This window comes from Variovorax sp. CCNWLW225, assembly GCF_037204045.1.
In the GTDB taxonomy this organism is placed as follows: Bacteria; Pseudomonadota; Gammaproteobacteria; order Burkholderiales; family Burkholderiaceae_C; genus Variovorax.
Genome location: NZ_JBBCBV010000007.1, coordinates 197,694 through 223,324, shown reverse-complemented (window position 1 = coordinate 223,324; position 25,631 = coordinate 197,694). Strand labels below are relative to the sequence as shown.

At 66.2% G+C, this 25,631-nt stretch carries 28 protein-coding genes; 15 read left to right on the top strand and 13 right to left on the bottom strand.

The window, feature by feature from the left end; translation table 11 throughout:
- Positions 1-39 precede the first annotated feature (39 nt).
- Complete coding sequence (flgL, locus tag V9L20_RS15100; RefSeq protein ID WP_258502119.1) at positions 40-1,251, top strand: flagellar hook-associated protein FlgL; 1,212 nt, start codon at positions 40-42, stop codon at positions 1,249-1,251.
- Positions 1,252-1,279: 28 nt separating this feature from the next.
- Here flgL and fliR read toward each other — a convergent pair whose 3' ends face one another.
- The 13 genes from fliR to fliF form a co-directional block, all read right to left on the bottom strand.
- Positions 1,280-2,074, bottom strand: a complete 795-nt coding sequence (gene fliR, locus V9L20_RS15095; protein WP_258502117.1) for a flagellar biosynthetic protein FliR — start codon at positions 2,072-2,074, stop codon at positions 1,280-1,282.
- Between the two features lie 13 nt (positions 2,075-2,087).
- Positions 2,088-2,357 (bottom strand): flagellar biosynthesis protein FliQ, encoded by a 270-nt coding sequence (gene fliQ, locus V9L20_RS15090; protein ID WP_157615484.1) that lies wholly within the window; start codon positions 2,355-2,357, stop codon positions 2,088-2,090.
- 9 nt (positions 2,358-2,366) lie between these two features.
- Positions 2,367-3,059, bottom strand: a complete 693-nt coding sequence (gene fliP, locus V9L20_RS15085; RefSeq protein WP_258508106.1) for a flagellar type III secretion system pore protein FliP — start codon at positions 3,057-3,059, stop codon at positions 2,367-2,369.
- 65 nt (positions 3,060-3,124) lie between these two features.
- The gene (gene fliO, locus V9L20_RS15080) at positions 3,125-3,637 is read right to left on the bottom strand and encodes a flagellar biosynthetic protein FliO (protein WP_337297202.1); all 513 of its coding nucleotides are present in this window, start codon (positions 3,635-3,637) and stop codon (positions 3,125-3,127) included.
- The gene (gene fliN, locus V9L20_RS15075; RefSeq protein ID WP_337297201.1) at positions 3,634-4,095 is read right to left on the bottom strand and encodes a flagellar motor switch protein FliN; all 462 of its coding nucleotides are present in this window, start codon (positions 4,093-4,095) and stop codon (positions 3,634-3,636) included. Before fliN ends, fliO begins: the two co-directional genes overlap by 4 nt.
- Positions 4,088-5,089 (bottom strand): flagellar motor switch protein FliM, encoded by a 1,002-nt coding sequence (fliM, locus tag V9L20_RS15070; RefSeq protein ID WP_126748335.1) that lies wholly within the window; start codon positions 5,087-5,089, stop codon positions 4,088-4,090. The genes fliN and fliM overlap by 8 nt, the downstream gene beginning before the upstream one ends.
- Before the next feature lie 23 nt (positions 5,090-5,112).
- Entirely contained in the window at positions 5,113-5,544 is a 432-nt protein-coding gene (locus V9L20_RS15065; RefSeq protein ID WP_258502115.1) for a flagellar basal body-associated FliL family protein, read from the bottom strand.
- 176 nt (positions 5,545-5,720) lie between these two features.
- Positions 5,721-7,109 carry a flagellar hook-length control protein FliK gene (locus tag V9L20_RS15060; RefSeq protein ID WP_337297200.1) on the bottom strand — a complete coding sequence of 463 codons (1,389 nt, stop codon included), beginning with the start codon at positions 7,107-7,109 and terminating at the stop codon, positions 5,721-5,723.
- 20 nt (positions 7,110-7,129) lie between these two features.
- Positions 7,130-7,585, bottom strand: coding sequence for a flagellar export protein FliJ (gene fliJ, locus V9L20_RS15055; RefSeq protein ID WP_258502113.1), 456 nt, complete (start codon positions 7,583-7,585; stop codon positions 7,130-7,132).
- A gap of 23 nt (positions 7,586-7,608) precedes the next feature.
- On the bottom strand, positions 7,609-9,054 hold the full coding sequence (gene fliI / locus V9L20_RS15050) for a flagellar protein export ATPase FliI (RefSeq protein WP_337297199.1): 1,446 nt from the start codon (positions 9,052-9,054) through the stop codon (positions 7,609-7,611).
- A 5-nt stretch (positions 9,055-9,059) separates the two neighbouring features.
- Complete coding sequence (gene fliH / locus V9L20_RS15045; RefSeq protein ID WP_337297198.1) at positions 9,060-9,803, bottom strand: flagellar assembly protein FliH; 744 nt, start codon at positions 9,801-9,803, stop codon at positions 9,060-9,062.
- A gap of 65 nt (positions 9,804-9,868) precedes the next feature.
- Entirely contained in the window at positions 9,869-10,864 is a 996-nt protein-coding gene (gene fliG, locus V9L20_RS15040; protein WP_157615469.1) for a flagellar motor switch protein FliG, read from the bottom strand.
- A complete protein-coding gene (gene fliF, locus V9L20_RS15035) occupies positions 10,861-12,567 on the bottom strand; it encodes a flagellar basal-body MS-ring/collar protein FliF (RefSeq protein ID WP_337297197.1) in 1,707 nt (568 codons plus the stop codon). The genes fliG and fliF overlap by 4 nt, the downstream gene beginning before the upstream one ends.
- A gap of 348 nt (positions 12,568-12,915) precedes the next feature.
- On the opposite strand from fliF, the gene fliE reads away from it, so the two are divergent.
- From fliE to V9L20_RS14965, 14 genes are all read left to right on the top strand, one after another.
- On the top strand, positions 12,916-13,233 hold the full coding sequence (gene fliE / locus V9L20_RS15030) for a flagellar hook-basal body complex protein FliE (protein WP_258502108.1): 318 nt from the start codon (positions 12,916-12,918) through the stop codon (positions 13,231-13,233).
- Positions 13,234-13,399: 166 nt separating this feature from the next.
- A complete protein-coding gene (locus V9L20_RS15025; RefSeq protein ID WP_258502107.1) occupies positions 13,400-14,689 on the top strand; it encodes a FliC/FljB family flagellin in 1,290 nt (429 codons plus the stop codon).
- Positions 14,690-14,808: 119 nt separating this feature from the next.
- Positions 14,809-15,165, top strand: a complete 357-nt coding sequence (locus V9L20_RS15020; RefSeq protein WP_337297196.1) for a flagellar protein FlaG — start codon at positions 14,809-14,811, stop codon at positions 15,163-15,165.
- Positions 15,166-15,220: 55 nt separating this feature from the next.
- Positions 15,221-16,672: a flagellar filament capping protein FliD gene (gene fliD, locus V9L20_RS15015; protein WP_337297195.1), complete on the top strand. Its 1,452-nt coding sequence runs from the start codon at positions 15,221-15,223 to the stop codon at positions 16,670-16,672.
- Positions 16,673-16,689: 17 nt separating this feature from the next.
- A complete protein-coding gene (gene fliS / locus V9L20_RS15010; RefSeq protein WP_258502103.1) occupies positions 16,690-17,112 on the top strand; it encodes a flagellar export chaperone FliS in 423 nt (140 codons plus the stop codon).
- Positions 17,113-17,131: 19 nt separating this feature from the next.
- Positions 17,132-17,461: a flagellar protein FliT gene (locus V9L20_RS15005; RefSeq protein WP_258502102.1), complete on the top strand. Its 330-nt coding sequence runs from the start codon at positions 17,132-17,134 to the stop codon at positions 17,459-17,461.
- Between the two features lie 25 nt (positions 17,462-17,486).
- Complete coding sequence (locus V9L20_RS15000) at positions 17,487-18,818, top strand: flagellar hook-length control protein FliK (RefSeq protein ID WP_337297194.1); 1,332 nt, start codon at positions 17,487-17,489, stop codon at positions 18,816-18,818.
- Positions 18,815-19,117, top strand: coding sequence for an EscU/YscU/HrcU family type III secretion system export apparatus switch protein (locus V9L20_RS14995; RefSeq protein WP_337297193.1), 303 nt, complete (start codon positions 18,815-18,817; stop codon positions 19,115-19,117). Before V9L20_RS15000 ends, V9L20_RS14995 begins: the two co-directional genes overlap by 4 nt.
- 193 nt (positions 19,118-19,310) lie before the next feature.
- Positions 19,311-19,649: a flagellar transcriptional regulator FlhD gene (gene flhD / locus V9L20_RS14990; protein WP_337297192.1), complete on the top strand. Its 339-nt coding sequence runs from the start codon at positions 19,311-19,313 to the stop codon at positions 19,647-19,649.
- Positions 19,646-20,254, top strand: coding sequence for a flagellar transcriptional regulator FlhC (flhC, locus tag V9L20_RS14985; protein ID WP_337297191.1), 609 nt, complete (start codon positions 19,646-19,648; stop codon positions 20,252-20,254). Before flhD ends, flhC begins: the two co-directional genes overlap by 4 nt.
- A gap of 68 nt (positions 20,255-20,322) precedes the next feature.
- A complete protein-coding gene (gene motA / locus V9L20_RS14980) occupies positions 20,323-21,183 on the top strand; it encodes a flagellar motor stator protein MotA (RefSeq protein ID WP_258502096.1) in 861 nt (286 codons plus the stop codon).
- A 21-nt stretch (positions 21,184-21,204) separates the two neighbouring features.
- Complete coding sequence (gene motB, locus V9L20_RS14975; RefSeq protein WP_258502095.1) at positions 21,205-22,155, top strand: flagellar motor protein MotB; 951 nt, start codon at positions 21,205-21,207, stop codon at positions 22,153-22,155.
- Positions 22,156-22,196: 41 nt separating this feature from the next.
- On the top strand, positions 22,197-24,284 hold the full coding sequence (cheA, locus tag V9L20_RS14970; RefSeq protein WP_337297190.1) for a chemotaxis protein CheA: 2,088 nt from the start codon (positions 22,197-22,199) through the stop codon (positions 24,282-24,284).
- A gap of 27 nt (positions 24,285-24,311) precedes the next feature.
- Positions 24,312-25,625, top strand: a complete 1,314-nt coding sequence (locus V9L20_RS14965; RefSeq protein WP_337297189.1) for an EAL and HDOD domain-containing protein — start codon at positions 24,312-24,314, stop codon at positions 25,623-25,625.
- Positions 25,626-25,631 lie beyond the last annotated feature (6 nt).

Here is a 25,631-nt window from a genome sequence, read left to right as displayed (position 1 = left end):
TCCGGCCCTCGCTTTTAAGAACAGATTTCAGGAGTCGAGATGCGCATCAGCACCCAATCCTTCTACGCCCAGAGCATGAACGCCCTGGGTTCGCAGCAGCAGCAGCTGTTCCGCATTCAGCAGCAGCTTGCCGCGGGCACCAAGTTCCTCACGCCGGCCGACGATCCCGTGGCGGCCGCGCGCGCGCTGGGCGTCAGCCAGTCGATGGCCGAGTCGGCCCAGTACGCCAGCAGCCGCAGCCGCGCGATGCTCTCGCTCTCGCAAGAGGAAACCGCGCTGAAGTCGGCCACCTCGATCATGCAGAACATGAAGACGCTGGCCGTGCAGGCCGGCAACGGCACGCTGTCGGACGCCGACCGCGCCTCGCTGGCCACCACGCTGCAGAGCAACCTGGACCAGCTGGTGAACGTGGCCAACGCCGACGACGGCAACGGCCAGTTCCTGTTTGCCGGCTTCAAGAGCGGCAGCCCGCCCTTCGTGGCCGATGCCAGCGGCGGCATCCAGTACATGGGCGACCAGGGCCAGCGCCTCATGCAGATCGACGTGTCGCGCCAGATGTCGACCACGGACGACGGCCGCAGCGTGTTCCAGTCGGTGCAGGGCGGGGCGGGCTACGTGAGCTCCGCCGGCGCGGCCAACACCGGCTCGGGCGTGTTCGGCCCCGTGGGCCTGACCGATGCGACCGCCGCCAACTACGGCAAGGACTTCACGATCAGCTTCGCGGGCGGCAACTACACCGTGTCCACGCAGGACACGCCTCCCGTGGTCGCCGCATCGGGCCCCTACGTGCCCGACACGCCCATTTCGTTCGGCGGCCTGCAGATCAAGATGAGCGGCACGCCCGCTGACGGCGATACCTTCCAGGTGGCCACGGCCCGCAACGCCGGCACCGATGTGTTCGCCGCCATCGGCGACATGATCACCGCGCTGAAGAAGCCGCTGACCGGCGGCGGCGATGCGGCCCAGGCCGAGCTGCTCAACGCACTCAGCACCTTCAACGTGAAGATCACCAACGCGCACGACAACGTGCTCACGGTCACCTCGTCGATCGGTTCGCGCATGAACGAGCTCGACGCGCTCAACACAGGCGGCGCCTCGCGCTTCCTGATCGACAAGGGCTACCTGTCGGAACTGGTGGACCTGGACCCGGCCAGCGCCATTTCGGAATACCTGCAGCGCGAAACCTCGCTCAAGGCCACGCAGCAGACCTTTGCGCGACTGCACAGCATTGCGCTGTTCAACTACCTGTGATGAAGAGCGGGGCGGCCCCGGCCGCCCCTCAGGGCCTGAGGGTTTGCGTGAGCTGGAGCACCGAAGAAAGCCCCGCGGCAAAGCGCGGCTCCAGGAACGCGCCGAACTGCGGCATGAGCAGATGCATCATGCCGATGCCCGCCAGCAGCGTGAGCGGAAAGCCCACCGCAAAGATGCTGAACTGCGGCGAGGCCCGGTTCAGGATGCCCATTGCAAGGTTCAGCGTGAGCAGCGCGGTCACCAGCGGCAGCGAAAGCATGAAGCCGTTGATGAAGATCTGCCCGCCGCCCAGCACCAGGAACATCCAGCCTTGTGCGGCCAGTGGCGCATCGGCAATCGGCAGCGTGCTGAAGCTTTCGGCCAGGCCGGCCACCATCAGCAGATGGCCGTCCACCGCCAGGAAGAGCAGGATGGCCAGCATGTGCATCAGCCGCGCGACCACCATCGTGGCGCCGCCGGCCATCGGGTCGAAAAACGAAGCGAAGGAAAGGCCCATCTGCAGGCCGATGTATTCGCCCGCGGCCAGCACGGCGGCAAACACCATGCGCATCGTGAAGCCGATGGCGGCGCCGATGAGCACTTGCTGCAGGATGATCCAGATGCCGCCGGCCGAAACCACCGGCACCGGCGGCATCGGCCCGAGCGTCGGTGCGATGGCAATGGTCAGCAAGGCCGCAATGGCCACCTTGAGCTGGCGCGAAACGCCGGGCTCGCCGAACACCGGCGCGGTGCTGACCAGCGCCAGCATGCGCACGAACGGCCAAAGAAAGGCCGTCATCCAGGCGGTGAGCTCCGCCGACGTGACGGAGAAAATGGCGGGCATCGCGCGCGTGCCCTCAGGCCACGAGTTGCGGAATGCTCGAGAACAGCGTGCGGATGTAGTCGAGCATCTGCGCCAGCATCCACGGGCCGGCAATCACCAGCACCGCGCACACGGCCAGCAGCTTGGGAATGAACGACAGCGTGGCTTCGTTGATCTGCGTGGCCGCCTGGAAGATGCTGATGATCAGGCCGACCACCAGCGCCACCAGCAGCATCGGCGCGCCGAGCAGCAGCGAGACGTGGATTGCCTGGCTGCCCAGGGACATGACGGATTCGGGTGTCATTCCGGTCCTCTAAAGATAAAAGCTCTGTGCGAGTGCGCCAATCAGCAACTGCCAGCCGTCGGCCATGACGAACAGCATCAGCTTGAACGGCAATGCAATGGAGGCGGGCGGCACCATCATCATGCCCATGGACATCAGCACGCTGGCCACCACCAGGTCGATGATGAGAAACGGTATGAAGATGGTGAAGCCGATCTGGAACGCCGTTTTCAGCTCGCTGATCACAAAAGCGGGAAGCAGGATGCGCAGCGGCACTTCTTCAGGCCCTTGCATGTCGGGGATCTTCGCAAGCCTGGCGAACAGGGCCAGGTCGTTCTCGCGGGTCTGCTTGAGCATGAACGACTTGAAGGGCGCAATGCCTTTTTCGAGTGCCTTCTCGGCCGTGATCTTGTTTTCGGAGAACGGCTTGTAGGCGTCGTTGTAGACCTTGTCGAACACCGGCGACATCACGAAGAAGGTCAAAAAGAGCGACAGGCCCACCAGAATCTGGTTGGGCGGCGAAGACTGCGTGCCGATGGCGGTGCGCAGCAGGCCCAGCACGATGAGGATGCGGGTGAAGCTCGTCATGCTCAGCAGCAGCGCCGGCAGGAACGTGAGCGAGGTCAGCAGCACCAGCGTCTGCACGCTGAGCGACCAGGTCTGGCTGCCGCCCGGGCCGGGCGAGCTGGTCAGGCCGGGCAGGCCCTGCGTCCATGCCGTCATCGGCAGCGCGAGGGCGAGCAGGGTCAGCACGACGCTGCGAAAGCGTCGCTGGGAAGCAATGCGAATCATGGGTTCGGCCGCTGCCTGAGTCCGAGGGAGTCGCGCAGTTTTTGAGCGAAGAGGCCAGCCGCGCCGGCAAAGCGTGGATCCGGCATGGTGGCCGTTGCGCCCGGGGTTGCGGGCACCGCCTGGGCCGGCATCGAATGCAGCGTGTTCACCTGGCTCGATGTAACGCCCAGCACCAGCCAGGTGCCGCCAACCTCGACCACCACCACGCGTTCGCGCTGGCCGACCATGGCACTCGAAACCACCTTCACGAACTGGCCGCCGCCCAGGCGCTGCAGTCCGAAGCGGCGTGCCGCCCAGGCGCACAGGAAGATGAGGCCCAGCACCGCGAACATGCCGAAGCCGGCCTGCAGCAGGCTGGATGCGCCCACCGCCGGGGCCGCCGTTTCGACGGGCGAAGGCACCGTCGGTAGCGCGGCATGGGCGGCGTGCGCGGCCAGGCTGCATGCCGCGGCCGCAATCGATGCGGCAACGCGCCGCAACCGCCTGCCAGGCCTTGCAAGAGGGTTCATGACCGGCCGAGCTTCTGCATGCGCTCGGAGGGCGTGACGATGTCGGTCAGGCGAATGCCGTACTTCTCGTTCACCACAACCACTTCGCCCTGCGCAATCAGGTAGCCGTTGATCAGCACGTCCAGCGGCTGGCCGGCCAGGCCGTCCAGCTCCACCACCGAGCCTTGCGACAGTTGCAGCAGGCTCTTGATGGTGATGCGGGTGCGGCCGAGTTCGGCCGTCAGCTGCACCGGCACGTCGAGGATGCGTTCCACGTCCACCGGCGAACCCGATGCGGACGGTGCCGGCTGCAGCGGCTGGAAGACGCGGCTGCCCGCGGGGGCCGCAGCGGGTGCGGGCGCAAAGGCGGGGGCCGGCGCAGGTGCCGGGGCGGGGGCGGGAGCGGAAGCCGCGGTCTGCTCGGCCAGCGCGCTGGCCCAGTCGTCCGCATCGCTGGAGGGTGGGGTGTTGTCAGTCATGTTCGTTCTTCAGATCGCTGTCTTGGTGGGAGATCATCTGCAGCACGCGCAGGGCATAGCGTTCGTTCGAGACCCCGTAGCCGCACTCCATCACCGGAATGCCGTCGACGCGTGCGGTGATCGACTCGGGAAGTTCAATTGGCAGCACGTCGCCCGCCTGCAGCTTGAGGACCTCGCCGATGGTCGAAGGCAAGGTAATGAATTCGGCGCTGAGCTCCACGTCGGCGCTCTGCATCTGCTGCGACATCTGCCGCACCCAGCGCTTGTCGACCTCGATCTCGTCCTGCACCGGGTTGGAGAGCAGGTCGCGGATCGGCTCGATCATCGAATAGGGAATGCACACGTGCAGGAAGCCGCCCACGGGGCCGAACTCGATCTGCAGCGTGGTGTTGATCACCACTTCGTTCGGCGCGACGATGTTGGCCAGCTTGCCGTGCATTTCGGCGCGCACGTAGTCGAAGCTCAGCGGAAACACCGGCTGCCAGGCGTCTGCATAGCACTGCAGCGTGAGGTTCAGCAGGCGCTTGATGATGCGCTGCTCGGTGCGCGTGAAGTCGCGGCCCTCGACGCGCACGTGATAGCGCCCGTCGCTGCCAAAGAGGTTGTCCACCACCAGGAACACCAGCTTCGGGTCGAACACGAAGAGGGCCGTGCCGCGCAGCGGCTTCATGTGCAGCATGTTGATGTTGGCGGGCACCGGCAGGTGCCGCACGAACTCGCCGTACTGCTGGATGTGCACCGGCCCCACCGAGATGTCGGGGCTGCGGCGCATGAAGTTCAACAGCGAGCTGCGCAGATGGCGCGCAAAACGCTCGTTGATGACCTCCAGCGTGTGCATGCGGCTGCGCACCACGCGGTCGGGCGCGCCGAGGTCGTACACCGGCAGGCCGTCCGACCTGGGGGCAGCGCCTTCGCTTTGCTCGGGGCTGCCTCCGGTGACGCCCTGCAGCAGCGCGTCGACTTCGTCTTGGGAGAGCACCTGTTCATAGGCCATGAATCGCCGGTCCGGAAAAAGATTTACTGCACCATGAAGGTGTTGAAGGAAACGCTGCCGATCTCCTGCGGGGGAAAGCCTGCAGCCAGCGGGCGGCTCAGCTCGAGGCGGATTTCCTCCGCCAGCCGGGCCCTGTCCTCGGTGGTTACCAGCGACTCGGGCGGGCGGTTCGACAGCAGCAGCAGCAGCCGGCTGCGCACCTCGGGCATGTACTCGACGACGTGCGCCTTGGCCTGCTCGTTGCGCACCTTCAGGGCCATGCCCACATGCAGGAAGCGCGCTCGGCCTTCGGACTGCACGTTCACGGTCAAGGGCTCGATCGTGACGAAGATCGGCTTGTCGGGCACGAGCGCCGGTGCGGCCGATTCGGCGGCCGCGGCGGGAGCGCGCTGGCTCATCAGGTAATAGCCGCCGCCGCCGGCAAGACCGCAGGCCAGCACAGCGGCCGGAATCACGATCTTCAGCTTCGAAGAGCGAGGCGCGGCGGCGGGGGGAGCGATTGCGACAGAAGGACTGGTAGCCATATTTGAAACTGCGAAAACAATGTCTGGTTGGGACTATTCTTTGCCAGGTGCCCGGCAAACGAAGGGCTGATCAAGCGCGGGAAAAGGCCTCAGATCCCGCGTTCGTCTCATGCGAAGGTGTCTACGCCGGCGCTGGAGGTGCGCGGTACGGCGGGCGGCAGGCTGCCGTGCAGCGGCTCGGCGAGGGCTGCAGCCTCGGCGCGGCCGGGCGCCGGGTACTGCGGCTGCCGGCCCGAACCCTGCTGCTGCTGGGCTTGCTGGTCGAAGGCACCGCCCTGGCCGGCAAAACGATGCGCCTCCGCACCCACCGAGGCCTGGCCCAGGCTGATGCCTTGTTCCGCAAGGCTCGCGCGCAATTGCGGCAGCGCCGCCTCCACGGCCTTGCGCACGCTTTCATGGGCCGAGACGAACATCGCCTGCGCCTGGTTGTCTCCCATCGAGAGCGTGACCTTCAGCGGGCCGAGGCCGGCCGGGTTCAGGTTCAGCTCGGCAACCTGCGCGCCGGCTGCGTTCATGCGCAGCATCTGGTGGCCGAGGGCGGGGCCCCATTCGTCGGAGCCCACGGGCGGTGCCACGTTCAGTACGGGCACTTGGCCGGCATTGGCGGGCAGGTTCGCGCGATCGGCCGCGGCGGTGGTGAAAGTCATCCCTTGGGGCAGGGTAAACGGATCGGCTGCATTGGACGTTGCGGCGCCGAGGTCGGGCTTGTCGGCTGCGAGCATTGCGGCTGTGGGTGCCGATAGCGCGTCGTCGGCGGCCGGGGAAGCGGCAGCTGCCTTGGCCGCTTCGGAAGCAATGGCGGTGACGGTTGCGGCGGTCGCATCGCCGGACGGAGCCGTAGCGGCGACCGGCACGGCGCCCGCCGCTGCGGCGGTACCTGCCGCTGGCAGCGCTGTAACTGCCGGCAATTCGGCAACGGGCTGGCCGATGGCCGCTTCGGCACGGCCCTTGTTCTTCGGCTGCGCGATTTCCGACGCCACGGCTTGGGCATCGCGCGGCAGTGCGGCCGTTGCCGGGTTTCCGCCCTCGGCCCCTTCGGCCTCGGTCGCATCGCCGGGCAGCGCATCCATGGCAGCGTCGGTGGGCAGGGCCGCCACGGCTGCGTCGGCAGTCAACAGGCTCTGGGCGCCTTCAGGCAGGGTGGCCGCCACGGTTGCGCCACCCGGGAGCACCGAGGCCGCCGCGGGCGATGAAGCCAGCGCGGTCATGGTCGGTGCAAAGAATGCCAGCGGCAGTTCGATGGGCAGGTCGTCCTTGCGGTCGCCGGCGCGAGAGGATTTTTGCCGTGCCTTGCCTTCGAGCGCGGGCGAGGCGGAATCTTCCTGCGCCTGCTGCGATTGCTGCGACTGGCCGGTGCCGCGCGAGCGGGTCAGCACCGCATTGAAGCTGCGGCCGTCGGCTTCCTCTGCGTTGCGGCCGCGCGGGCCCGAAGCAGTCGAAGAGGCCGAGGCGCCGGCTGCATTGGGCGCGAAGGAAGGAGCGATGAAGGTGGACATGGCGGTTCTTCAGGAAAACGTCAGGGTGTCGGTTGGGAGGCGCGGTCGAAGAACTTGCGCGCCGCGCGTTCGTCGCTGTCGCGTTGCTCGCGCCGTGCGCCGACCACGAGCTCTTGCCGCCGCATGCGCTCGGCCAGTGCGTCGAAGGAGTTGAGGCGGCGCTTGTGGTGCTGCCATTCGTTGCGGCCGATGTCCAGCCGGCTGGCGGCCTGCGCGACGATGGCCTGCTGCTGCTGGATGGCGCCGTCGAGCGTGCCGAGAAAGTTGCGGTAGTTGTGCCACTGCGCCGAGGGCAGGCCGTTCTGCATCAGCACGTGCAGCTGGTCGCTGTAGTCCTGACGGTACTGCAGCAGCAGCTCGAGCTTCTGCGCGGCGCTGACTTGCGCGTTCTGCAGCAGGCCGAGTTGCCGCGCCGCGTCGTCGGTCTTGTTGCGGGCGAGGTCGGTGAGCGTGTCGAGCGGAAGTTTGTGCGGCATGGCGGCTCCGTGGTGGTTGTGGCTCAGGCGGGTTCGAACAGGCTGCCCATGCGGGCGATCGAGGTGGCGTAGTCGCAGCGCTCTTCCATCGATTGCTGCAGGAAGGCCTCGATGCGCGGGTACAGCGCAATGGCCTGGTCGAGTTGCGGATCGTGGCCGGCCGCGTACGCCCCGACGCTGATGAGGTCGCGGTTGCGCTGGTAGCGCGAGAGCGCCTGCTTGAAGCGGCGCACGGTGTCGAACTGCGAAGGCTCGATCAGCGCCGTCATCGCGCGGCTGATGGAGGCCTCGATGTCGATGGCCGGGTAGTGGCCGGCCTCGGCCAGCGTGCGCGACAGCACCACGTGCCCGTCCAGGATGGCCCGCGCCGAATCGGCAATCGGGTCCTGCTGGTCGTCGCCTTCGGACAGCACCGTATAGAAGGCCGTGATCGAGCCGCCCCGTCCGTTGGCGTCGCGCGAGCCGTTGCCGGCCCGCTCGACCAGCGCGGGCAGCTTGGCGAACACCGAGGGCGGATAGCCCTTGGTGGCCGGCGGCTCGCCGACGGCCAGCGCGATCTCGCGCTGTGCCATGGCATAGCGCGTGAGCGAATCCATGATGAGCAGCACGTCGCGGCCCTGGTCGCGAAAGTACTCGGCCAGGCAGGTGGCATAGGCCGCACCCTGCAGGCGCAGCAGCGGCGAGTTGTCGGCCGGCGCGGCCACCACCACGGCGCGGGCCAGGCCCTCTTCGCCGAGCGTGTTCTCGATGAAGTCCTTCACCTCGCGGCCGCGTTCGCCGATCAGGCCTACCACGATGACTTCGGCGCTGGTGTAGCGCGCCATCATGCCCAGCAGCACGCTCTTGCCCACCCCGGAGCCGGCAAACAGGCCCATGCGCTGGCCGCGGCCCACCGTGAGCATGGCGTTGATGGCGCGCACGCCCACGTCGAGCACCGAATCGATGGGCGCGCGCGCAAGCGGGTTCATCGGCGGCGAGCTCAGCGGCACGCGGCGGCTCACGTCGAGCGGGCCGAGTCCGTCGAGCGGGCGGCCGGCGGCATCGACCACGCGGCCAAGCATGCCTTCGCCCACCGGCAGCCGCTTGGTATGCGCATCGCCGGAGCTGCCGCCCGTATTGACTTGGGCCGGACCGGGCCGCGCGAACACGCGGGCGCCGGGCAGCAGGCCGGCCACTTCGCTTTGCGGCATCAGAAACAGTCGGTCGCCGGCAAAGCCGACCACTTCGGCCTCCGCATGGCGCTGCGGATAACCGGGCGGCAGTTCGATCAGGCAGTCGCTGCCGACCGGCAGCTGCAGGCCCACGGCCTCCAGCACCAGGCCCACCGCGCGGGTGAGCCGGCCTGAGGTGGCAATGGTCGAGCAAAGGCCGACGTCGTGGCGGGCTTGCGCGAGCGTGCCCAGCCAGGATTTGAGGTGCGGATTGGCGGCAGACGCGGAAGGTGCTGCGGCTTGTGCTGTGGCGGACATCGTTTTCAGCCTCCGGCCGACTCGCCACCGTTGGGCGAGAACGCATCGGCCACGCGCTTCCAGCGCGTTTCCAGGCTCGCATCCACTTCGCCGCTCGCGGAGCGCACGCGGCAGCCGCCGCGGGCCAGCGTGTCGTCGGCACGTACCTGCCAACCGGCGGCCTGCAGTTCGTTGCCGAGGCTGTTCTTCACCAGTGCCACGTCTTCAGGGTGCAGCAGCAGGCGGGGCTCGCCTTGCAGGGCGGGCTCGGCGTGCAGCAGGTCTTGCACCAGCGCAAGCACCCATTCGGGTTCGACGCGCAGCGTGCGGTGGATCACCTGGCGTGCCACATCGAATGCAAGCGCCATCACGGCATCGGCCAGTTCGCTTTCGGCGCTGCGCAATGCGGCAGGCAGCGCAGCGGCCAGTGCGCGCAGTTGCTCCGCATGCGCGCTTGCGCCGGCCAGGCCCGCGGCCAGGCCGGCGGCATGCCCTTCGGCATGGCCCTGGGCCCAGCCCTCGCGCCGGCCTTCGGCCTCGCCGGTGGCACGCGCCTCCAGCCTTAGGCGCTCGAGCTCGGCCTCGCGGGCCAGCGCCGCGGGGTCCACGCGCGGCGCCGCGGCCGCTTCAGCGGGCACGCCCGCTGCGAGCGTGTCTTCGTCGAGCGAACTCATCTCCCACCGCTGCCAGGCCGAAAGGCGCGGTCTCGCGGGCATGGGCGGCGTGCTCTGCCGCGCGCGGGACGCAAAGGATTGGTTGGCCAAGGTCATCTCATCGACTCCCCGCGTTAGCGCGCTTGCCGCACTTGCCGCGAAATTGGACTTGCAACATGGTTTCAGACGAAGTCATCGGTTCCGGGCGTGGAGATGACGATTTCGCCGGCATCGGCCAGGCGGCGCACCACCTGCAGGATGGCCTTCTGTTCGGTCTCGACCTGCGACACGCGCACCGGGCCGCGCAGTTCGATGTCTTCGCGCAGCGTTTCCGCGGCGCGCTGCGACATGTTCTTGAGGAACTTCTCGCGCAGCTCGGGCGCCGAGCCCTTGAGCGCGACGATGAGCGAATCGGACTCGATGTCCTTGAGCAGGCGCTGGATGAAGCGGTCTTCCAGGTCGAGCAGGTTCTCGAACACGAACATCTCTTCGAGAATGCGCTGGGCCAGCGCATCGTCGTGCTCGCGCACATGGGCGATTGCGCCTTCTTCCTGCGCGCTGTTCATCAGGTTGACGATTTCCGCCGCCGTGCGCACGCCGCCCAGGCGGCTGCGCTTCAGGCCTTCGCCCGAGAGCATTTCGGTCAGCACGTCGGTCAGCTCGGCCAACGCCGCGGGCTGCACGCCGCCAAAGGTGGCCACGCGCAGGATCACGTCGTGGCGCAGGCGCTCCGGCAGCTTCTCGAGCACTTCCGAGGCCTTCTTGCGGTCCAGGTGGATCAGCAGCGTGGCAAGAATCTGCGGGTGTTCGTCGCGGATGAGCTCCACCACTTCGCCGGCTTCCAGGTCGTTCAGCCGCTCGATGCCGCCGTGCGGCTGCTCGGGCTGGAGAATGTCTTCGAGCAGGTTGCTTGCGCGGTCGTCGCCGAGCGCCTTGCGCAGCACGGCGCGGATGTAGCTGCCCGAGCCCAGGTGCAGCGCGGACAGTTGCTCGGTCTCCATGCGGAACTCGGCCAGCACGGCCGCCAGCTCGTCCTTGGAAACCTGGCTCAGCTTGGCCATTGCCGCACCGAGCGCCTGCACTTCGGTGGCGGGCAGGTGGGCCAGCGTGGCCGCTGCGCGGTCCTCGCCGAGGGACATCAGCAGGATCGCGCTTTTTCGTGTGCCGGCATCGCTCATGTGTTCATCCAATGCTTGATCAACGTGGCCACCAGGCGCGGGTCCTGGTCGGCGGTTTCGTGTGCGTAGGCAAGGTCGGCCTTCTGGCGTTCGATCTCACGTGCCTTTGCGCTGAGACGCGATGCGTTCGCTTCGTCCTCGTCGCTCATGCCGTCCGTCTCCGCGGCGGCGCCGGGGCCGGTTGGCGCGGCGGCGGCCGGGGGCGCCGGCGGCGCGAGGTGCTTGCGCAGCAGCGGCCGCAGCACGGCGAACCAGGCGAACAGGGCCAGGAAGGCGAGCAGCACGTACTGTCCGATCGTCTTGGCGAGCCCCAGGTTGGCCGGGTCGCGCCAGAAGGGCAGCTCGGGTCCGGCCTGGCCGTCTTCGCCGTCGCGGGTGAAGGCGCTGTTGACCACGTTGAGCGAGTCGCCGCGCTCCTGGCTGAAGCCCATGGCTTCCTTGGCCAGGTTGCGGATCTGCTCGATCTCGGCCGGCGTGAGCGCGCGCTGCACGAGCTTGCCGCTCGCATCCGGCGCGCTGCGATGGTTGACCACCACCGCCACCGACAGCCGCTTGACGCCGCCCGCGCCCTGCTGCACATGGCGGATCGAACGGTCGAGCTCGTAGTTGGTCGTCACGTCCTTGCGTGCGCTGCCCGGCGCCGAGCCGGCCGTTGCTGCAACACCCGTCGCGGCTGCTGCACCCGGTGCCGGGGTATTGGGCGCCGGCGGCGTGGTGATGGGCGCGTTCGGCGTTTGCGGCGGCTGGTTCGACAGGGCGCCTGGAATGCCGCCCGGCGGCGTGGCGCCTTGCTGGGTCGATTCGCTCGACTGCTGGCTGCGGATCGCTGCGTTGCGCGGGTCCTGGTTCGGCTTGTAGCTTTCTTCGGTGCGCTCGACCACGGAGAAGTCGATGTCCGCGGCGACCTGCGCGCGCACGTTGGTAGCGCCAAGAATCGGCTGCAGGATGGCCTCGATGCGGCGGATATAGCCCTGCTCGATTTCCTGCGCGTACTTCAGCTGGCTCACGTCCAGCCCGCGCGCGCCGGCGTTGGCGGCCGACAGCAGGTTGCCGTGCTGGTCGACCACGGTCACGCTCTTGGCATTCAGTTCGGGCACGCTGCTCGACACCATGTGCACGATGGCGCTGACCTGGCCTTCGTCGATGCTGCGGCCGCGGTGCAGCGTGAGCACCACCGAGGCCGAAGGCTTCTTCTGGTCGCGCACGAAGAGCGACGGCTTGGGCAGCGCCAGGTGGATGCGCGCCGATTCGACCGAACCGATCGATTCGATGGAGCGCGCAAGCTCGCCTTCCAGGCCGCGCTGGTAGTTGACCTGCTCGGCGAAGTGGCTGGTGCCGAACTTCTGGTTGTCCAGCAGTTCGAAGCCGACGCCGCCGCCCTTGGGCAGGCCCTGGGAGGCAAGCTTCAGGCGCACTTCAGGCACCTTGTCGCTGGCGATCAGGATCGCGCCGCCGCCTTCGGCGAACTTGTACGGCACGTTCATCTGCTGCAGCGACGCAATGATGGCGCCGCCGTCGCGGTCGGACACGTTGGTATAGAGCACGCCGTAGTCGGGACCGCGGCTCCAGAGCAGGAACGCGGCGGCAGCGGCGACGATCGCGGCGGCGCCGACGATCAGGGGCAGTTTCGGTTGTGCGCGCAGGCGGTCCGCAATTGCGGAACCGGGCGACGGCATTGCGCCCGCGGGCGCCGCCGAACTCATTGGAAAACCTCCGCCCTGCGGGCTGCGGTATTCGCCTTGGGAGCGGCCCGGCGGCTCATGCGAGTACCCCGGTCACGGCCAGGAGCGCCGGGCAGCGCGGGGTCATGGTGAGGGGCTGGAGGCTTCGATGTTCTGGAGTCATGCCGGTGGGCTGTGGTGTCGTCAGCGGGCTTGGGGATCGGCGTTGATTCTCAGCAGGCGCGCCATATTCGATTGGTCGAACAACTGGGGGTTTTGCCGTCAGTTGGGGGCATGTCCCAAGGGCTTCCCCTGATACGCTGAAAACACGCGGAGGCGCCCCGGTGCTTCCTTGTCCACCCCCAGATTCACACACATAGAAAGCATTCCATGTCGATTGCCGCCATCGAGTCCGTCTTGCAGCAGATGCGGGTCACCTCGCTCCAGACGGGCATTGCCCAGCCCGCCGCCGAAGCAGCCGAGCCGGGTGGTTTTGCCGCCGAGCTCCGCCGTTCTCTGGACAACATCAGCACCGCGCAGACCAAGGCCTACGGCCAGGCCGAAGACTTTGAAATGGGCAAGCCGGGCGTTGCGCTGAACGACGTGATGGTCGACCTGCAGAAGGCCAACGTGGCTTTCCAGACCGGCCTGCAGGTGCGCAACCGCCTGGTGGCTGCTTATCAGGAAGTGATGAACCTGCCCGCCTGATCCCTGTGGGTTGTGGGCAGCGCAACTTTTTTGCGCCGGACTCTAAATGTTTGGAAACCCCTGCCGATAACTAAACCAACGATGGCTTGAGTCTCACAGTGGGAGCGGGTCCAGCGTTGCGGCCGGACGGCCGGAGTCCACAACCTTTGTCTATCAGGAGTCGAAAATGGCGCAAGTCATCAACACCAACAGTCTCTCGCTGCTCACGCAGAACAACCTCAACGCGTCGCAATCGTCGCTGAACACCGCGATCCAGCGCCTGTCTTCGGGCCTGCGCATCAACGGTGCCAAGGACGACGCAGCGGGCCAGGCCATTGCCAACCGCTTCACCGCCAACATCAAGGGCCTGTCGCAAGCCCAGCGCAACGCCAACGACGGCATCTCGCTGGCGCAAACGACTGAAGGCGCACTGAAGGAAGTGAACAACAACCTGCAGCGCGTTCGTGAGCTCGCAGTGCAAGCCGCCAACGGCAGCAACTCGGCCAGCGACCTGAAGTCCATCCAGGACGAAATCACCCAGCGCATGAGCGAAATCGACCGTGTCTCGGCACAGACCGATTTCAACGGCGTGAAGGTTCTCTCGGCCGGCGCCAAGCCGCTGACCGTGCAAGTCGGTGCCAACGACGGCGAAACGATCAAGATCGACCTCAAGCAGATCGACTCGACGACGCTCGGCCTGGCTGGCTTCTCTGTCAGCAGCAACGCTCTGCCCGTCAGCGCTCCGATCACGCAGACCAACCTCGGCGGCACGCCGGCGGACGTCGACCTCTCGTCGGCTGCCACCTCGCTGGGCGTGGATGCTTCTTCGCTGAGCCTGCACAACGTGAAGGACGCCACCGGCGCCGCAACCGCCAACTTCGTGGTCAAGTCGGGTGACGACTTCTACGCTGCTTCGGTGGACGACACGACCGGCGACGTGGTCCTGAACGTGGCCGACGTCGAGTTCACCGACACCGACAACGGCGTGACGACCGCTGTTGCACTGGCCGACCAGCTGGTGAAGGTGGGTGTGGACGCTGCTGGCGCCGCTACCGCTTACGTTGCCGTGCAAGGCAAGAACTTCGCGGTCGGCGGTGGCGCATTGGCCAACGGCGGCGCAACGCCCACCGACTTCGACAACACCGGCACGGACATCGTCCTGAGCGGTGCTGGCAAGACGGCCGAGTTCGCCGGTGCGGCTTCGATCGACCCGATGAAGAAGCTCGACGCAGCTCTGAAGATGGTCGACGACCTGCGCAGCTCGCTGGGTGCGGTGCAGAACCGTTTCGACTCCACGATCGCCAACCTCGGCACCACGGTGACCAACCTGTCTTCTTCGCGTTCGCGCATCGAAGACGCCGACTACGCAGTCGAAGTGTCGAACATGACCCGCGCTCAGATCCTGCAACAAGCTGGTACCTCGGTGCTGGCCCAGGCGAACCAGACCACGCAAGGCGTGCTGTCGCTCCTGCGTTGATCCAGTAAGGCATTGCGCAGGCGCCCGGGTGCAAGCCCGGCTCCGCCTGCGCTGTTCCCTGCGGCTTGGCTCCGGCCAGGCCGCAGACGACAGCGAAAGCAATCAAGAAGGTGGAAATCATGTCGATTCCCGTAGCCCCGGCGGCGGAAGGCCAGCAGTGGATGCAGATGCTCTCCGAGCGGACGGCCGGCGCAGCCGCGCCCGCTTCGGCGGAGTCGTCGGCAGTGCCGGCGGCCGTGGTCGAGGAAGCAACGCCCACGCAGGTTGCCGAGGCGGTGCGCGAGATCAACACCTCGCTGCAGAGCCGTTCGGTCGGGCTGCAGTTCGAGCTGGACGAGGACACCGACAAGATGATCGTCAAGGTGGTCGACCGCGCGAGCGGTGAAGTCATCCGCCAGATTCCTTCGGAGGAAGTGGTGCGCATCGCCAAGGTGCTGGGCAAGGCGCCCGGCCTGCTGGTGAGCCAGGAAGCCTGACGGATCTCCTTCTTTTTTCTTTTTCTCCTATTCGTAGTTTTCAGGACATCTCAACATGGCATCGATCAGCAGCCTTGGCGTTGGCTCCAAGCTCGACCTGAGCACCTTGCTTACGCAGCTCGAAACGGCGGAGAGCCAGCCGCTCGTGCTGTTGCAGCAACGGCAGGTGAGCTACACGAGCAAGCTCTCGGCCTACGGCACGCTGCAGAACTCGCTCAGCACGCTGCAGGCGGCGGCCAAGAAGCTGTCCGACCCCGCGCTGTTCCAGGGCGCAAAGGTCACGTCGAGCGTGCCCGAGGTGCTGACGGCATCGGCCGGCAGCACGGCCACGGCCGGCACCTACACGGTTGACGTAACCAAGCTTGCGCAGTCGCAATCGCTGGTGGCAGCTGGTCGGGCCGACGCCAAGGCCGCCGTCGGCACCGGCACCATCACCATCGACTTCGGCACCGTGGGCGGCGGCACGCTCGATGCCGCAACCGGAACCTACACGGGTGCGAGCTTCACGAAGGATGCGAGCCGCACCGCCGTGCCGATCACCATCAACGGCACCAACAACACCCTCGAAGGCATCCGCGACGCGATCAACGCGGCCAAGGCCGGCGTGTCGGCCAGTATCGTGAACGACGGCAGCGGCACGCCGCACCGGCTGGTGCTGACGTCTTCGCAAACGGGCGAAGCATCGAGCATGCGCATCTCGGTGGCCGGCGATGCGTCGCTGCAGGGCCTGTTGAACAACGACCCCGCGAGTACGCAGAACCTGCGCCAGACGGTGGCCGCGCAGAACGCGCAGCTCACGGTCAACGGCATTGCCGTGACCAGCGCGAGCAACACCGTGAAGGAAGCCATCCAGGGCACCACGCTGAACCTGCTGAAGACCGGCTCCAGCAACCTTGCAACGCAGCCCGACACGGCTACGGTGGAGGCAGCGATCAATGATTTCGTCAGGGCCTACAACAGCCTGCAGGCCACCGCCAACACCTTGACCACTTACGACAAGGATTCGAAGACCGGCGCCGCGCTGGTCGGCGACTCCACGCTGCGCAACCTGCAGACCCGCATTCGCCAGGCGCTCACCACGCCGCAGGCCGGCGGCCCGACCGATCTGAAGGTGCTGTCGGAAATCGGCGTCACGTTCCAGAAGGACGGCACCATGGCCGTCGATTCGGCCAAGCTCAAGACGGCCGTCAGCACCAATCTTTCGGGCGTTGCGGGGCTCTTTGCCAGCGCGACCGGCAGCACCGCTGGCTACGGCAAGCAGATCAGCGCGGTGGTGGACAACCTCACCTCCACCGGCGGCGCGCTCAAGGTGGCTTCGGACGGCATGACGGCCTCCCTCAAGCAGCTCGACCAGCAATTCACCGACATGAAGATGCGCGTGGATGCCAAGGTGGAGCGCTATCGCGCGCAGTTCACCCAGCTCGACCTGCTGATGAGCCAGATGAGCAGCACCAGCACTTATCTCACGCAGCAGTTCGCAAGCATGCAAAGCAGCAGCAGCAAGTAATTCCAGCGGAGCAATCCATGTACACCTCTCACAACTTCAGGGCCGGTGCCAACGCGTATGCCCGCGTCGGCGTGGAAACGCAGGCCATGAGTGCCTCGCCGCACCAGCTCATCGTCATGCTGTTCGACGGCGTCGTCACCACCATCGGCATGGCGCGGCACCACATGACGAGCGGCGACACCGTGGCCAAGGGCAACGCGATTTCCAAGGCCATCAGCATCGTCGACAACGGCCTGAAGGCCAGCCTGGACGCCAAGGCGGCAGGCGCCGCGGGCGCCGAGCTGGTGGCCAACCTGTCGGCGCTGTACGACTTCGTGATTCGCCGGCTGCTGTACGCAAACCTGCACCACGACGTGAAGGCGCTCGACGAGGCCGAAGCGATTCTCGAGAACATTGCGTCCGCATGGCGCGAAGTCGGCGGTGCAAGTGCCGACAACTGAAACACCGGAATCGCAGGCCATGCCGGTCCGCCACGAAGTCCTGCACTGCTACAGCGAACTGGCTTCGACCATGTCGCTCATGGCGGCGCTCGCCCGCGCCAAGGAATGGGAACGGCTTGCCGAGCTCGAAGCCCGTTGCGCGGCGCTGGTCGACCGCCTCAAGGCCATCGGCAAGGTGTCGCTGGACCCCGTGCAGCTGGAGCAGGTGCGCAACCTGATCGATTGCATCCATTCCGACCAGGAAGAAGTGTGCGACATGGTCAAGCCGCAGCTCGAGGACCTGGTGTCGAAGATGGCCCAGTTGCAGATGCGCAGCGAACTCGGCAGGGCATACGGCACGCCGTATTGACCTGCAAGAGAGCACGGCAAACGCAATGAACAGATCGATCGGACTCGCCGATGCGCCGCTCGCAACGAAGCTCGCCGCACTGCGGCCGGAGCTCGCTGCGCTGCAGACCGAGGTCGGCACCAGCTTGCCGGCCGGCGCCGTGGCCGAGGTCCAGCAGGTCAAGAACGATGTTCGGCTGCCGTCCCACTCGCTGCTCGAGGCCGTGCTGCCGGCCAAGGTGCCGACGGGCGCACCGCGCGCCTCCGATGCACCGCCTTCGGTGGCTACCCAGTGGTCGGCGGCGGCCCGCGCCATCAGCGCCGTGCTGGCCGATCTTCAAGCCGACCCCGAGCCTGTGCGTGGCGCGGCGCCCCTGTGGCCCTCGGCGCAGACGCCCGCGGCGCCCGTGCTCGCCGGCGCGCTGGCGCAGACCGTGGCAGCAAGCGGCCTGTTCTACGAATCGCATCTGGTCGAATTTGCCAACGGCCTTCGCACCGTGCAGCAACTGGCGCAGGAGCCGCAGATGCGGTTGACGCAGGCAGCTACGCCCACCAATGCTGGGGCGGCGCAGCCGCAGTCTCAGGTGCCTGCGCAGGCGCAGCCCGTCCAGGTAATTCCGGGCCGACCCGTCGCTGCGGAGCAACTTTTGGCGGCTCCCGCCGCTGGCCAACCCGTTGCCGCCGCGGGCCCGTCCATTCCCGCGGCGAGCCAGCCTTTGCAGGGCGCACCCGTCCAAGGGCAACCCGTTGCTGTTCCGCCAGGTGCGGCCACGCAACCACCGCCCGCGTCGGTCTACACGAGCCAGGGAGTTCCGGTGGCTTCGGCCGCGGTTCCGGCTCTTGCGGGCAATGCGAGTGATGCGGGCGTGGTTTCCGACGAGCGCAACGCGAGCCGCAGCCTCGGCGAAAACAGTGCCGCTGCTTCTTCCGCGCGCACGGCTGCTTCGGTGGCCGCACCGGCTGAAATGATTCACCCCCAAACTGTGGCACTGGTGCACCAGCAGCTCGATCTGCTGGCCACCTCGGTTTTCCGCTGGAGCGGCCAGGCATGGCCGAATGTTCCGATGGAGTGGTCGATCCACGAAGAGCCCGACCAGCCCGCCGATGCGCCCGGAGACCAACGCAACGACGAACGCCAGGAGCGCCCGCGCAGCTGGTCGACCACCGTTTCGCTCTCGCTGCCCAGGCTGGGTGCCGTCGATCTGCGGCTGAGCCTGACGGGTGAACTCGTTCAGGCCCGCCTTGCCGCAAGCGAAACCGCAACGCTCGCGCGCTTGCGCAGCGACAGCGGCGAGCTGGGGCCGCGCCTCGAGGCCGCCGGATTGCGCTTGCAAGACCTGCAGATCACGGCGATGCGCCCGGTGGAGCATGCCGAATGACTGCCTCGACCGATACGCGCCCGAGCGCGGTGGCTCTCTCCTATGCCGACCAGGCGAAGGCGCCGGTGGTGGTGGCCAAGGGTTACGGGGTAACGGCGGAATCGATCCTGCGGCAGGCGCGGGAGAACGGCGTGTACGTGCACGCCTCTGCGGACCTGATCAAGCTGCTGATGCAGGTGGATCTCGACCGGCAGATCCCCCCGCAGCTCTATCTGGCCGTGGCAGAGGTGATGGCGTGGATCCACGGGATCGAAGCCGACCAGGGTGCCGCAGGGCCCGGAAAAGTTAATGCTTTGTAATTAACTATCGAGAAGAAGTGAGAACTAATTTCATCGGTGGAAACCACGTAACGTGGTTGCAACAAAAGCTTACATGTACTTGTAGCTCGCTTTACAGTTTCCCCGTGATCGAAAGTTACAAAGTGTTAAATAGTTGGAATAATTCACTCAAGACATGACTGAACGGAGTGCAATTTTGGAAACGGATATTGTGATGAACGTGGCCAACGGCGAGATCTCCCGCGAGATCGGTGACATCAATCTCGCCTACATGTTGCTTGCGCAGAAGCTGGTCAAGCAGGACCGTGTGGCAGCGATGTTCCGCCTGGGCGTGAGCCGGGAACTGGCCGACATGCTGGCGAATATGTCGCTGGCGCAGATCCTCAAACTGGCGGCGTCGAACTTCCTGCTGTGCAGTTTCCGGCTCGACGAGCATGCGTCGATGTCGGCGGTGGTTGGCGAAGGTAAGGACACGATGCTGCAACAAGCGCACATGTCGATACTGATGTCTGCACGAAGCCTGCAGAGCCAAAAAGAGACCGCAGCCGTATGAGCACCAAGAGCGTCCTTGGCGAAGTGCGCGAAGTTCAGCTGGCGATCCAGCTGATCCACCTCGGCGCCCGCCTGCAGTTCCTTGAGTCGGAAGTGGGCCTGAGCCGCGAGCGGCTCATCCGCCTCTACAAGGAAATCAAGGGCGTCTCTCCGCCCAAGGGGCTGCTCCCCTTTTCAACTGATTGGTATATGACGTGGCTGGCGAATATCCATTCGTCAATGTTTTACAACATGTATCAATTCATGAAAACCCATTCCGATGAAGAAAAGGTTTGGGTATTGATTAAAAGCTACAAATTGTATTTGCAGCAAATTGAAGCGCAGGAAAGCGAGCCAATTCTGGATTTCACGCGTGCATACACGATGGTTCGCTTCTTCGACAGCGACATGCTGCAGCTGAGCACCTGCTGCCGGTGCGCGGGGCAGTTCGTGGCGCATGCGCACGACCACAAGAGCGGGTACGTCTGCGTGCTGTGCCGGCCCCCGTCGCGGGCAGGCAAGGCGCGCGGTTCGAAGCGCGCGGCGGCCGGGGAGATCGCGGTGCCGGGCATGGAAAGCATTGGTCTTGCCGTGGAGTCGGCGCTCGACGGCGGTGGACTTCATTGAAAAAAGCGGACCTTGCCCCCGTGGGCAAGGCTTTTGAATCGACGCCTCAAGGGCAGTAGGGGAAGCGCGTGCTCCTTTTGGTTGGTTATCTGGTGGTCATAGGCGCCGTGTTCGGCGGCTATGCGCTCATGGGCGGGCACTTCGGCGTGCTGTTCCAGCCGGTCGAGCTGTTGATGATCGGCGGCTCCGCGCTGGGCGCCTTCATTGCGGGCAATAACGGCAAGACGATCAAGTCCACGCTCAAGGAGTTGCCGCTCCTGCTGCGCTCGTCCAAGCACAACCGGCAGCTCTACCTGGACCTTCTGGCGCTGCTCTATGAACTGCTGGCCAAGGCGCGCAAGGAAGGAATGATGAAGCTGGAGTCCGACGTGGAGGACCCGGCCAAGAGCGAGATCTTTGCGCGCTACCCCAACATCCTGGCCGACGAGGCCGTGATGGAGTTTCTTTGCGACTACCTGCGGCTGGTCATCAGCGGCAACACCGACGCCTTCGAGATCGAAGCGCTGATGGACCACGAGATCGAAACCATCAAGCACGAAGCCGAAGTACCCATGCACAGCCTTTCGCGCGTGGGCGACGCGCTGCCCGCGCTGGGCATCGTTGCGGCCGTGATGGGCGTGGTGCATGCGCTGGCCTCGGCCGACCTGCCGCCTTCGGAGATGGGCGCGCTGATTGCGCACGCGATGGTGGGCACCTTCCTGGGCGTGCTGATGGCCTACGGCTTCGTCTCGCCGCTGGCTTCGCTCATCGAGCAGAAGGTGGCCGAGAGCATGAAGATGTACCAGTGCACCAAGGTCACGCTGCTCGCAAGCCTGAACGGGTACGCACCGCAGCTGGCGGTGGAATTCGGCCGCAAGGTGCTGTTCTCGACCGAGCGGCCCAGCTTCACCGAGCTGGACAGCCACGTGCGCGAGGTCAAGGCCCGCTGATACACGGCGTGGAACATTGCCATGAGCACGGAAAAACACAGGGTCGTCGTCAAGCGCGTTCCCGCCCACGGAGGCGGCGGGCACGGCGGCGGCTGGAAGATCGCCTATGCCGACTTCATGACGGCCATGATGGCGTTCTTTCTCGTGATGTGGCTGTTGTCCAATGCCTCGCCCAAGCAGCGTGAAGGCATTGCGGAACACTTTCGCATGCCGCTGAAGGTGGCCATCAACGGCGGCGAGAAAAGCAGCACCAGCGAAAGCGTGATTCCGGGCGGCGGCATGGACCCGAGCACGCGCGCCGATGGCGAGGTCCAGCGGGCCGACGCCGAAGAAGACGCCGACGCCGAGCGCCTGGCCAGCATGAAGGACCGGCTGGACAAGCTCATCGAGAACAGCCCGGTGTTCAAGCAGTTCCGCTCGCAGATATTGATCGACATCACCACAGAGGGGCTGCGCCTGCAGATCGTCGACAGCGAGAACCGCCCGATGTTCGACCTGGCGAGCGCGCAGCTGGTGCCGCACATGCGCGCCATCCTGCGGGAGATCGGCCCCACGCTCAACGAGCTGCCCAACAAGATCACCCTGTCGGGCCATACCGACGCCATCGTCTACACCAACGGCGACCGTTCCTACGGCAACTGGGAGCTCTCGGCCGACCGGGCCAATGCCTCGCGGCGCGAACTGGTGGTGGGCGGCATGGCCGAGAACAAGGTGCTGCGCGTGGTCGGGCTGGCCGACAGCATGCACCTGGACAGGAGCAATCCGCGCAATCCGATCAACCGGCGCATCAGCATCATTTTGCTCAACCACCGCACCCAGCACCAGATAGAGCGCGAGAACAGCGGAAGCGGCAATGCCGCGAGCTGGCCCGCCAAGTCACAGTCGTCGCCTTCGCCGCTGCTCCCCGCCCAGAGCGTCAAGGTAACGGCCAGGGGGAGCGCCGGCGGCGGCGCTTCCGCAGAGCACCCATAGAAATTGATGCCGGCCCTACAGCAAGCCGGTTCGGAGCAACGATGGATCTCAGTCAGTTCACCCAGGCATTTTTTGTCGAAGCCGTCGAGCTTCTGGCGCAGATGGAGCAATTGCTTCTCGAGCTGGACGCCGACGCGCCCGACAGCGAGCAGCTCAACGCGATCTTTCGTGCCGCGCACTCCATCAAGGGCGGCGCGGCCACGTTCGGCTTTGTTGCGCTGACCGATACGACGCACCTGCTTGAAACCCTGCTCGACCGCGCGCGCCATGGCCAGCTGAACCTGAGCCGCTCGATGATCGATGCATTTCTGGAAACGAAGGACGCCTTGCAAGAACAACTGATTGCCTATCAGGCCGAGAACGAACCCGATCCCGAAATGGTCGCCCACATCTGCGGCGTGCTCCGGCAGCTCGCGCTAGAGACCGAGGGCGGCGCAACCGCCGCACCGGCCCCGGCCCCCGCGCCCGCGCCAGCGCCGGTGGCGGTTGCCGCCCCTGTTGTCGCCGCTGCGGCCGCAGCGGGGCATGACGCGCTGCGCATCAAGTTCTCGCGCCTTTCCGACAGCGAATGCGACCTGCTGGCCGACGAGCTCGGAAACCTCGGCAAGCTGCTGTCGCGCACGCGCAGCAACGACCAGCTGACGGTGGTGCTCGAGACCACCTGCTCGCCGGACGACATCATTGCCGTGTGCTGCTTCGTCATCGACGAATCGCAGATCGAGATCACGCCGGAAGCCGCCGCTGCGGTGGGCGCCGAAAGCGCTGCGAGCGCGGCAAACCTGCCGCCTATTGCCGCGGTGGCAGCAGTGGCCGCCGCGCCGGCTGCCCCGGCAGCGGCCCGACCCGCCGCGGCACCCGCAGGCGCGGCCGCCAAGCCTTCCGCCGCGGGTGCGGCCACGGCCGCAAAGGACTCGAGTTCGATCCGCGTGGACGTGGAGAAGGTCGACCAGCTCATCAATCTGGTCGGCGAACTCGTCATCACCCAGTCGATGCTGACGCAGGCCGCCACCATGCTCGACCCCGTGGAGTGCGAGCGCTTCCTGAGCGGCCTGGGCCACCTGGAGCGCAACGCCCGCGACCTGCAGGAGTCGGTCATGTCGATCCGCATGATGCCGATGGACTATGTGTTCAGCCGCTTCCCGCGCGTGATTCGCGACGTGAGCGCCAAGCTCGGCAAGGAGGTGCGCCTGGACACCTTCGGCAAGGAAACCGAACTCGACAAGGGCCTGATCGAACGCATCATCGATCCGCTCACGCACCTGGTGCGCAACAGCCTCGACCACGGCATTGAAACGCCGTCGCAGCGCATTGCCAAGGGCAAGGAAGCCGAAGGGCAGCTGCTGCTGTCAGCCCAGCACCACGGCGGCAACATCGTGATCGAGGTGAGCGACGACGGCGCTGGCCTCAACCGCGAAAAGATCCTGGCCAAGGCCATGCAGCAGGGGCTGCCCGTGACCGAGACCATGCCCGACGACGAGGTGTGGCAGCTGATCTTCGCGCCCGGCTTCTCCACGGCCGAGCAGGTCACCGACATCTCGGGCCGCGGCGTGGGCATGGACGTGGTCAAGCGCAACATCCAGGAGATGGGCGGGCATGTCGAGATCAGCTCGCGCGAAGGCTGGGGAACCACCACCCGCATCGTGCTGCCGCTCACGCTGGCCATTTTGAACGGCATGTCCGTCAAGGTGGGCACCGAGGCCTACATCCTGCCGCTCAGCTATGTGATCGAGTCGCTGCAGCCGCGGCCCGAGCACCTGCATTCGATTACCAGCGACGGCCACGTGATCAAGGTGCGCGGCGAATACCTGCCGCTCATCGAGCTGCACAGCGTGTTCGACGTGTCGGGCGCGCAGACCGACCCCACGCAGGGCATCCTGGTGATCGTGCAGGCCGGCGAAACGCGCTTTGCGCTCCTGGTCGACGAACTGCTCGGCCAGCACCAGGTGGTGGTGAAGAACCTGGAAACCAACTACCGCAAGGTTCCGGGCATCTCGGCCGCAACGATCCTGGGCGACGGCAGCGTGGCTTTCATCATCGACGTGGATGCCATGCCGCGCATCCAGCGCGCGCACGTGACGCGCACCACCGCCCTGGCGCATGCGGCCCGGATGGACCCGGTTGCCGCCTGAAAACGATAACCATACGGAGACGATGCAATGCGTTTTGATTTTTTCCGGCGCTCCACCGCCGAAGAAACCGCGGCAGCCGGACAGTCGAAAGACTTGACGGCCTTGCGCAATGCAGACGGCTATGTGGCCTACACCCTGCTGCTGGATGCCCAGAAGCGCGTTGCGGGCTACAAGCTCAACTGGCGCCCGGCGGCCAAGCCCGAAGAGGCGCCCGACGCGATCACGCAGTTCAAGGCCCTGGTGGCCTGCGTGACCGAGCACCTCAATCCGCCGGACACTCCCTGGCAGCTGGGGCGCAGCGAATTGTTCTTCGATGTGAACGCCGAATCGCTGGCGCACGGCGCGCTGCAATCGCTGCCGCCCGAATACACCGTGTTCTGCGTGGAGCTTGCCGATCTTGCGAACGAGGATCTCCGGCCGGTGCTGCTGTTCCTTCGCGAGCAGGGGTTCAGCTTCATGCTGCGCGGCGCCACTGCGCTGCCCGAAGACCACGAGCTGCTGGGCATGGTGACCCACTTCGACGTGGGCGGCGGAGACCCCATGCTCGTTGCGGCCGCGCGCCGCGGCGAGCAGCCCGACCACATGCCCGTTCAGCCGATTGCGACGCGCATGGCTTCGTGGAAAGACTTCGAGGCTTGCGCCGCGCGCCGCATCGACGTGTTTGCCGATCCGAGCTGCGGCCTGCCGCCGCCCGTGGTGAAAACCGGCAGCCACGCGCTGGAGCCCGAATCGATCCTGATCATGCGGCTTTTGCAGATGATCCAGCGCAACGAAGACCTGCGCGAGATCGAAGCCGCCCTCAAGCGCGACGCGGCGCTCACCTACAGGCTGCTGCGCCACATGAACTCGCCCGCCGTGGGCGCGGGCGTCGAGATCCATTCGCTGCACCATGCGGTGACCATGCTCGGCTACTCGCCGCTGTTCCGCTGGCTGTCGATGCTGCTGGCAACCAGCAACCCGACCGGCAGCCCGCCCTTCATGATGAAGAAGGCCATCATGCGCGGCCGGTTCGTCGAGCTGATGGGCGAAATCATGCTGCCGCGCGGCGAGTCGGACAACCTTTTCGTCGTGGGCATGTTCTCGCTCATCGACCAGCTGCTCGGCATCCCGATGCAAGAGGTGCTCAGCAAGGTTCAGCTCTCCGATTCGGTTCAGCAAGCCATCCTGACGCGCGGCGGCGTGTACGGCCCCTTCCTCTCGCTGGCCGAGGCCTGCGAGCTGGACACCGGCGATGCGCCGCGCCTGGCGGAGGCGCTGCTGCTGAGCGCCGACCAGGTCAACGCCGCACACCTTTCCGCGCTGGCCTGGTCGCAGGACGCGGTGCCCATTGACGGCCATTGATGGCAT

Bases quoted from the DNA above. Each gene is read 5' to 3' on its own strand.
- fliR (WP_258502117.1), bottom strand. From the start codon at position 2,074: ATGCCCGCCATTTTCTCCGTCACGTCGGCGGAGCTCACCGCCTGGATG.
- V9L20_RS15020 (WP_337297196.1), top strand. From the start codon at position 14,809: ATGTCGATTCCCGTAGCCCCGGCGGCGGAAGGCCAGCAGTGGATGCAG.
- flgL (WP_258502119.1), top strand. From the start codon at position 40: ATGCGCATCAGCACCCAATCCTTCTACGCCCAGAGCATGAACGCCCTG.
- fliS (WP_258502103.1), top strand. From the start codon at position 16,690: ATGTACACCTCTCACAACTTCAGGGCCGGTGCCAACGCGTATGCCCGC.
- flhD (WP_337297192.1), top strand. From the start codon at position 19,311: ATGAACGTGGCCAACGGCGAGATCTCCCGCGAGATCGGTGACATCAAT.
- cheA (WP_337297190.1), top strand. From the start codon at position 22,197: ATGGATCTCAGTCAGTTCACCCAGGCATTTTTTGTCGAAGCCGTCGAG.
- fliQ (WP_157615484.1), bottom strand. From the start codon at position 2,357: ATGACACCCGAATCCGTCATGTCCCTGGGCAGCCAGGCAATCCACGTC.
- fliJ (WP_258502113.1), bottom strand. From the start codon at position 7,585: ATGCCGCACAAACTTCCGCTCGACACGCTCACCGACCTCGCCCGCAAC.
- flhC (WP_337297191.1), top strand. From the start codon at position 19,646: ATGAGCACCAAGAGCGTCCTTGGCGAAGTGCGCGAAGTTCAGCTGGCG.
- fliP (WP_258508106.1), bottom strand. From the start codon at position 3,059: ATGACGGCATGGACGCAGGGCCTGCCCGGCCTGACCAGCTCGCCCGGC.
- fliD (WP_337297195.1), top strand. From the start codon at position 15,221: ATGGCATCGATCAGCAGCCTTGGCGTTGGCTCCAAGCTCGACCTGAGC.
- fliH (WP_337297198.1), bottom strand. From the start codon at position 9,803: ATGACCTTGGCCAACCAATCCTTTGCGTCCCGCGCGCGGCAGAGCACG.
- fliI (WP_337297199.1), bottom strand. From the start codon at position 9,054: ATGTCCGCCACAGCACAAGCCGCAGCACCTTCCGCGTCTGCCGCCAAT.
- V9L20_RS15005 (WP_258502102.1), top strand. From the start codon at position 17,132: ATGCCGGTCCGCCACGAAGTCCTGCACTGCTACAGCGAACTGGCTTCG.
- V9L20_RS15025 (WP_258502107.1), top strand. From the start codon at position 13,400: ATGGCGCAAGTCATCAACACCAACAGTCTCTCGCTGCTCACGCAGAAC.
- fliO (WP_337297202.1), bottom strand. From the start codon at position 3,637: ATGAACCCTCTTGCAAGGCCTGGCAGGCGGTTGCGGCGCGTTGCCGCA.
- fliF (WP_337297197.1), bottom strand. From the start codon at position 12,567: ATGAGTTCGGCGGCGCCCGCGGGCGCAATGCCGTCGCCCGGTTCCGCA.
- V9L20_RS15060 (WP_337297200.1), bottom strand. From the start codon at position 7,109: ATGTCCACCTTCATCGCTCCTTCCTTCGCGCCCAATGCAGCCGGCGCC.
- fliG (WP_157615469.1), bottom strand. From the start codon at position 10,864: ATGAGCGATGCCGGCACACGAAAAAGCGCGATCCTGCTGATGTCCCTC.
- fliM (WP_126748335.1), bottom strand. From the start codon at position 5,089: ATGGCCTATGAACAGGTGCTCTCCCAAGACGAAGTCGACGCGCTGCTG.
- V9L20_RS14965 (WP_337297189.1), top strand. From the start codon at position 24,312: ATGCGTTTTGATTTTTTCCGGCGCTCCACCGCCGAAGAAACCGCGGCA.
- V9L20_RS15000 (WP_337297194.1), top strand. From the start codon at position 17,487: ATGAACAGATCGATCGGACTCGCCGATGCGCCGCTCGCAACGAAGCTC.
- V9L20_RS14995 (WP_337297193.1), top strand. From the start codon at position 18,815: ATGACTGCCTCGACCGATACGCGCCCGAGCGCGGTGGCTCTCTCCTAT.
- fliE (WP_258502108.1), top strand. From the start codon at position 12,916: ATGTCGATTGCCGCCATCGAGTCCGTCTTGCAGCAGATGCGGGTCACC.
- fliN (WP_337297201.1), bottom strand. From the start codon at position 4,095: ATGACTGACAACACCCCACCCTCCAGCGATGCGGACGACTGGGCCAGC.
- motB (WP_258502095.1), top strand. From the start codon at position 21,205: ATGAGCACGGAAAAACACAGGGTCGTCGTCAAGCGCGTTCCCGCCCAC.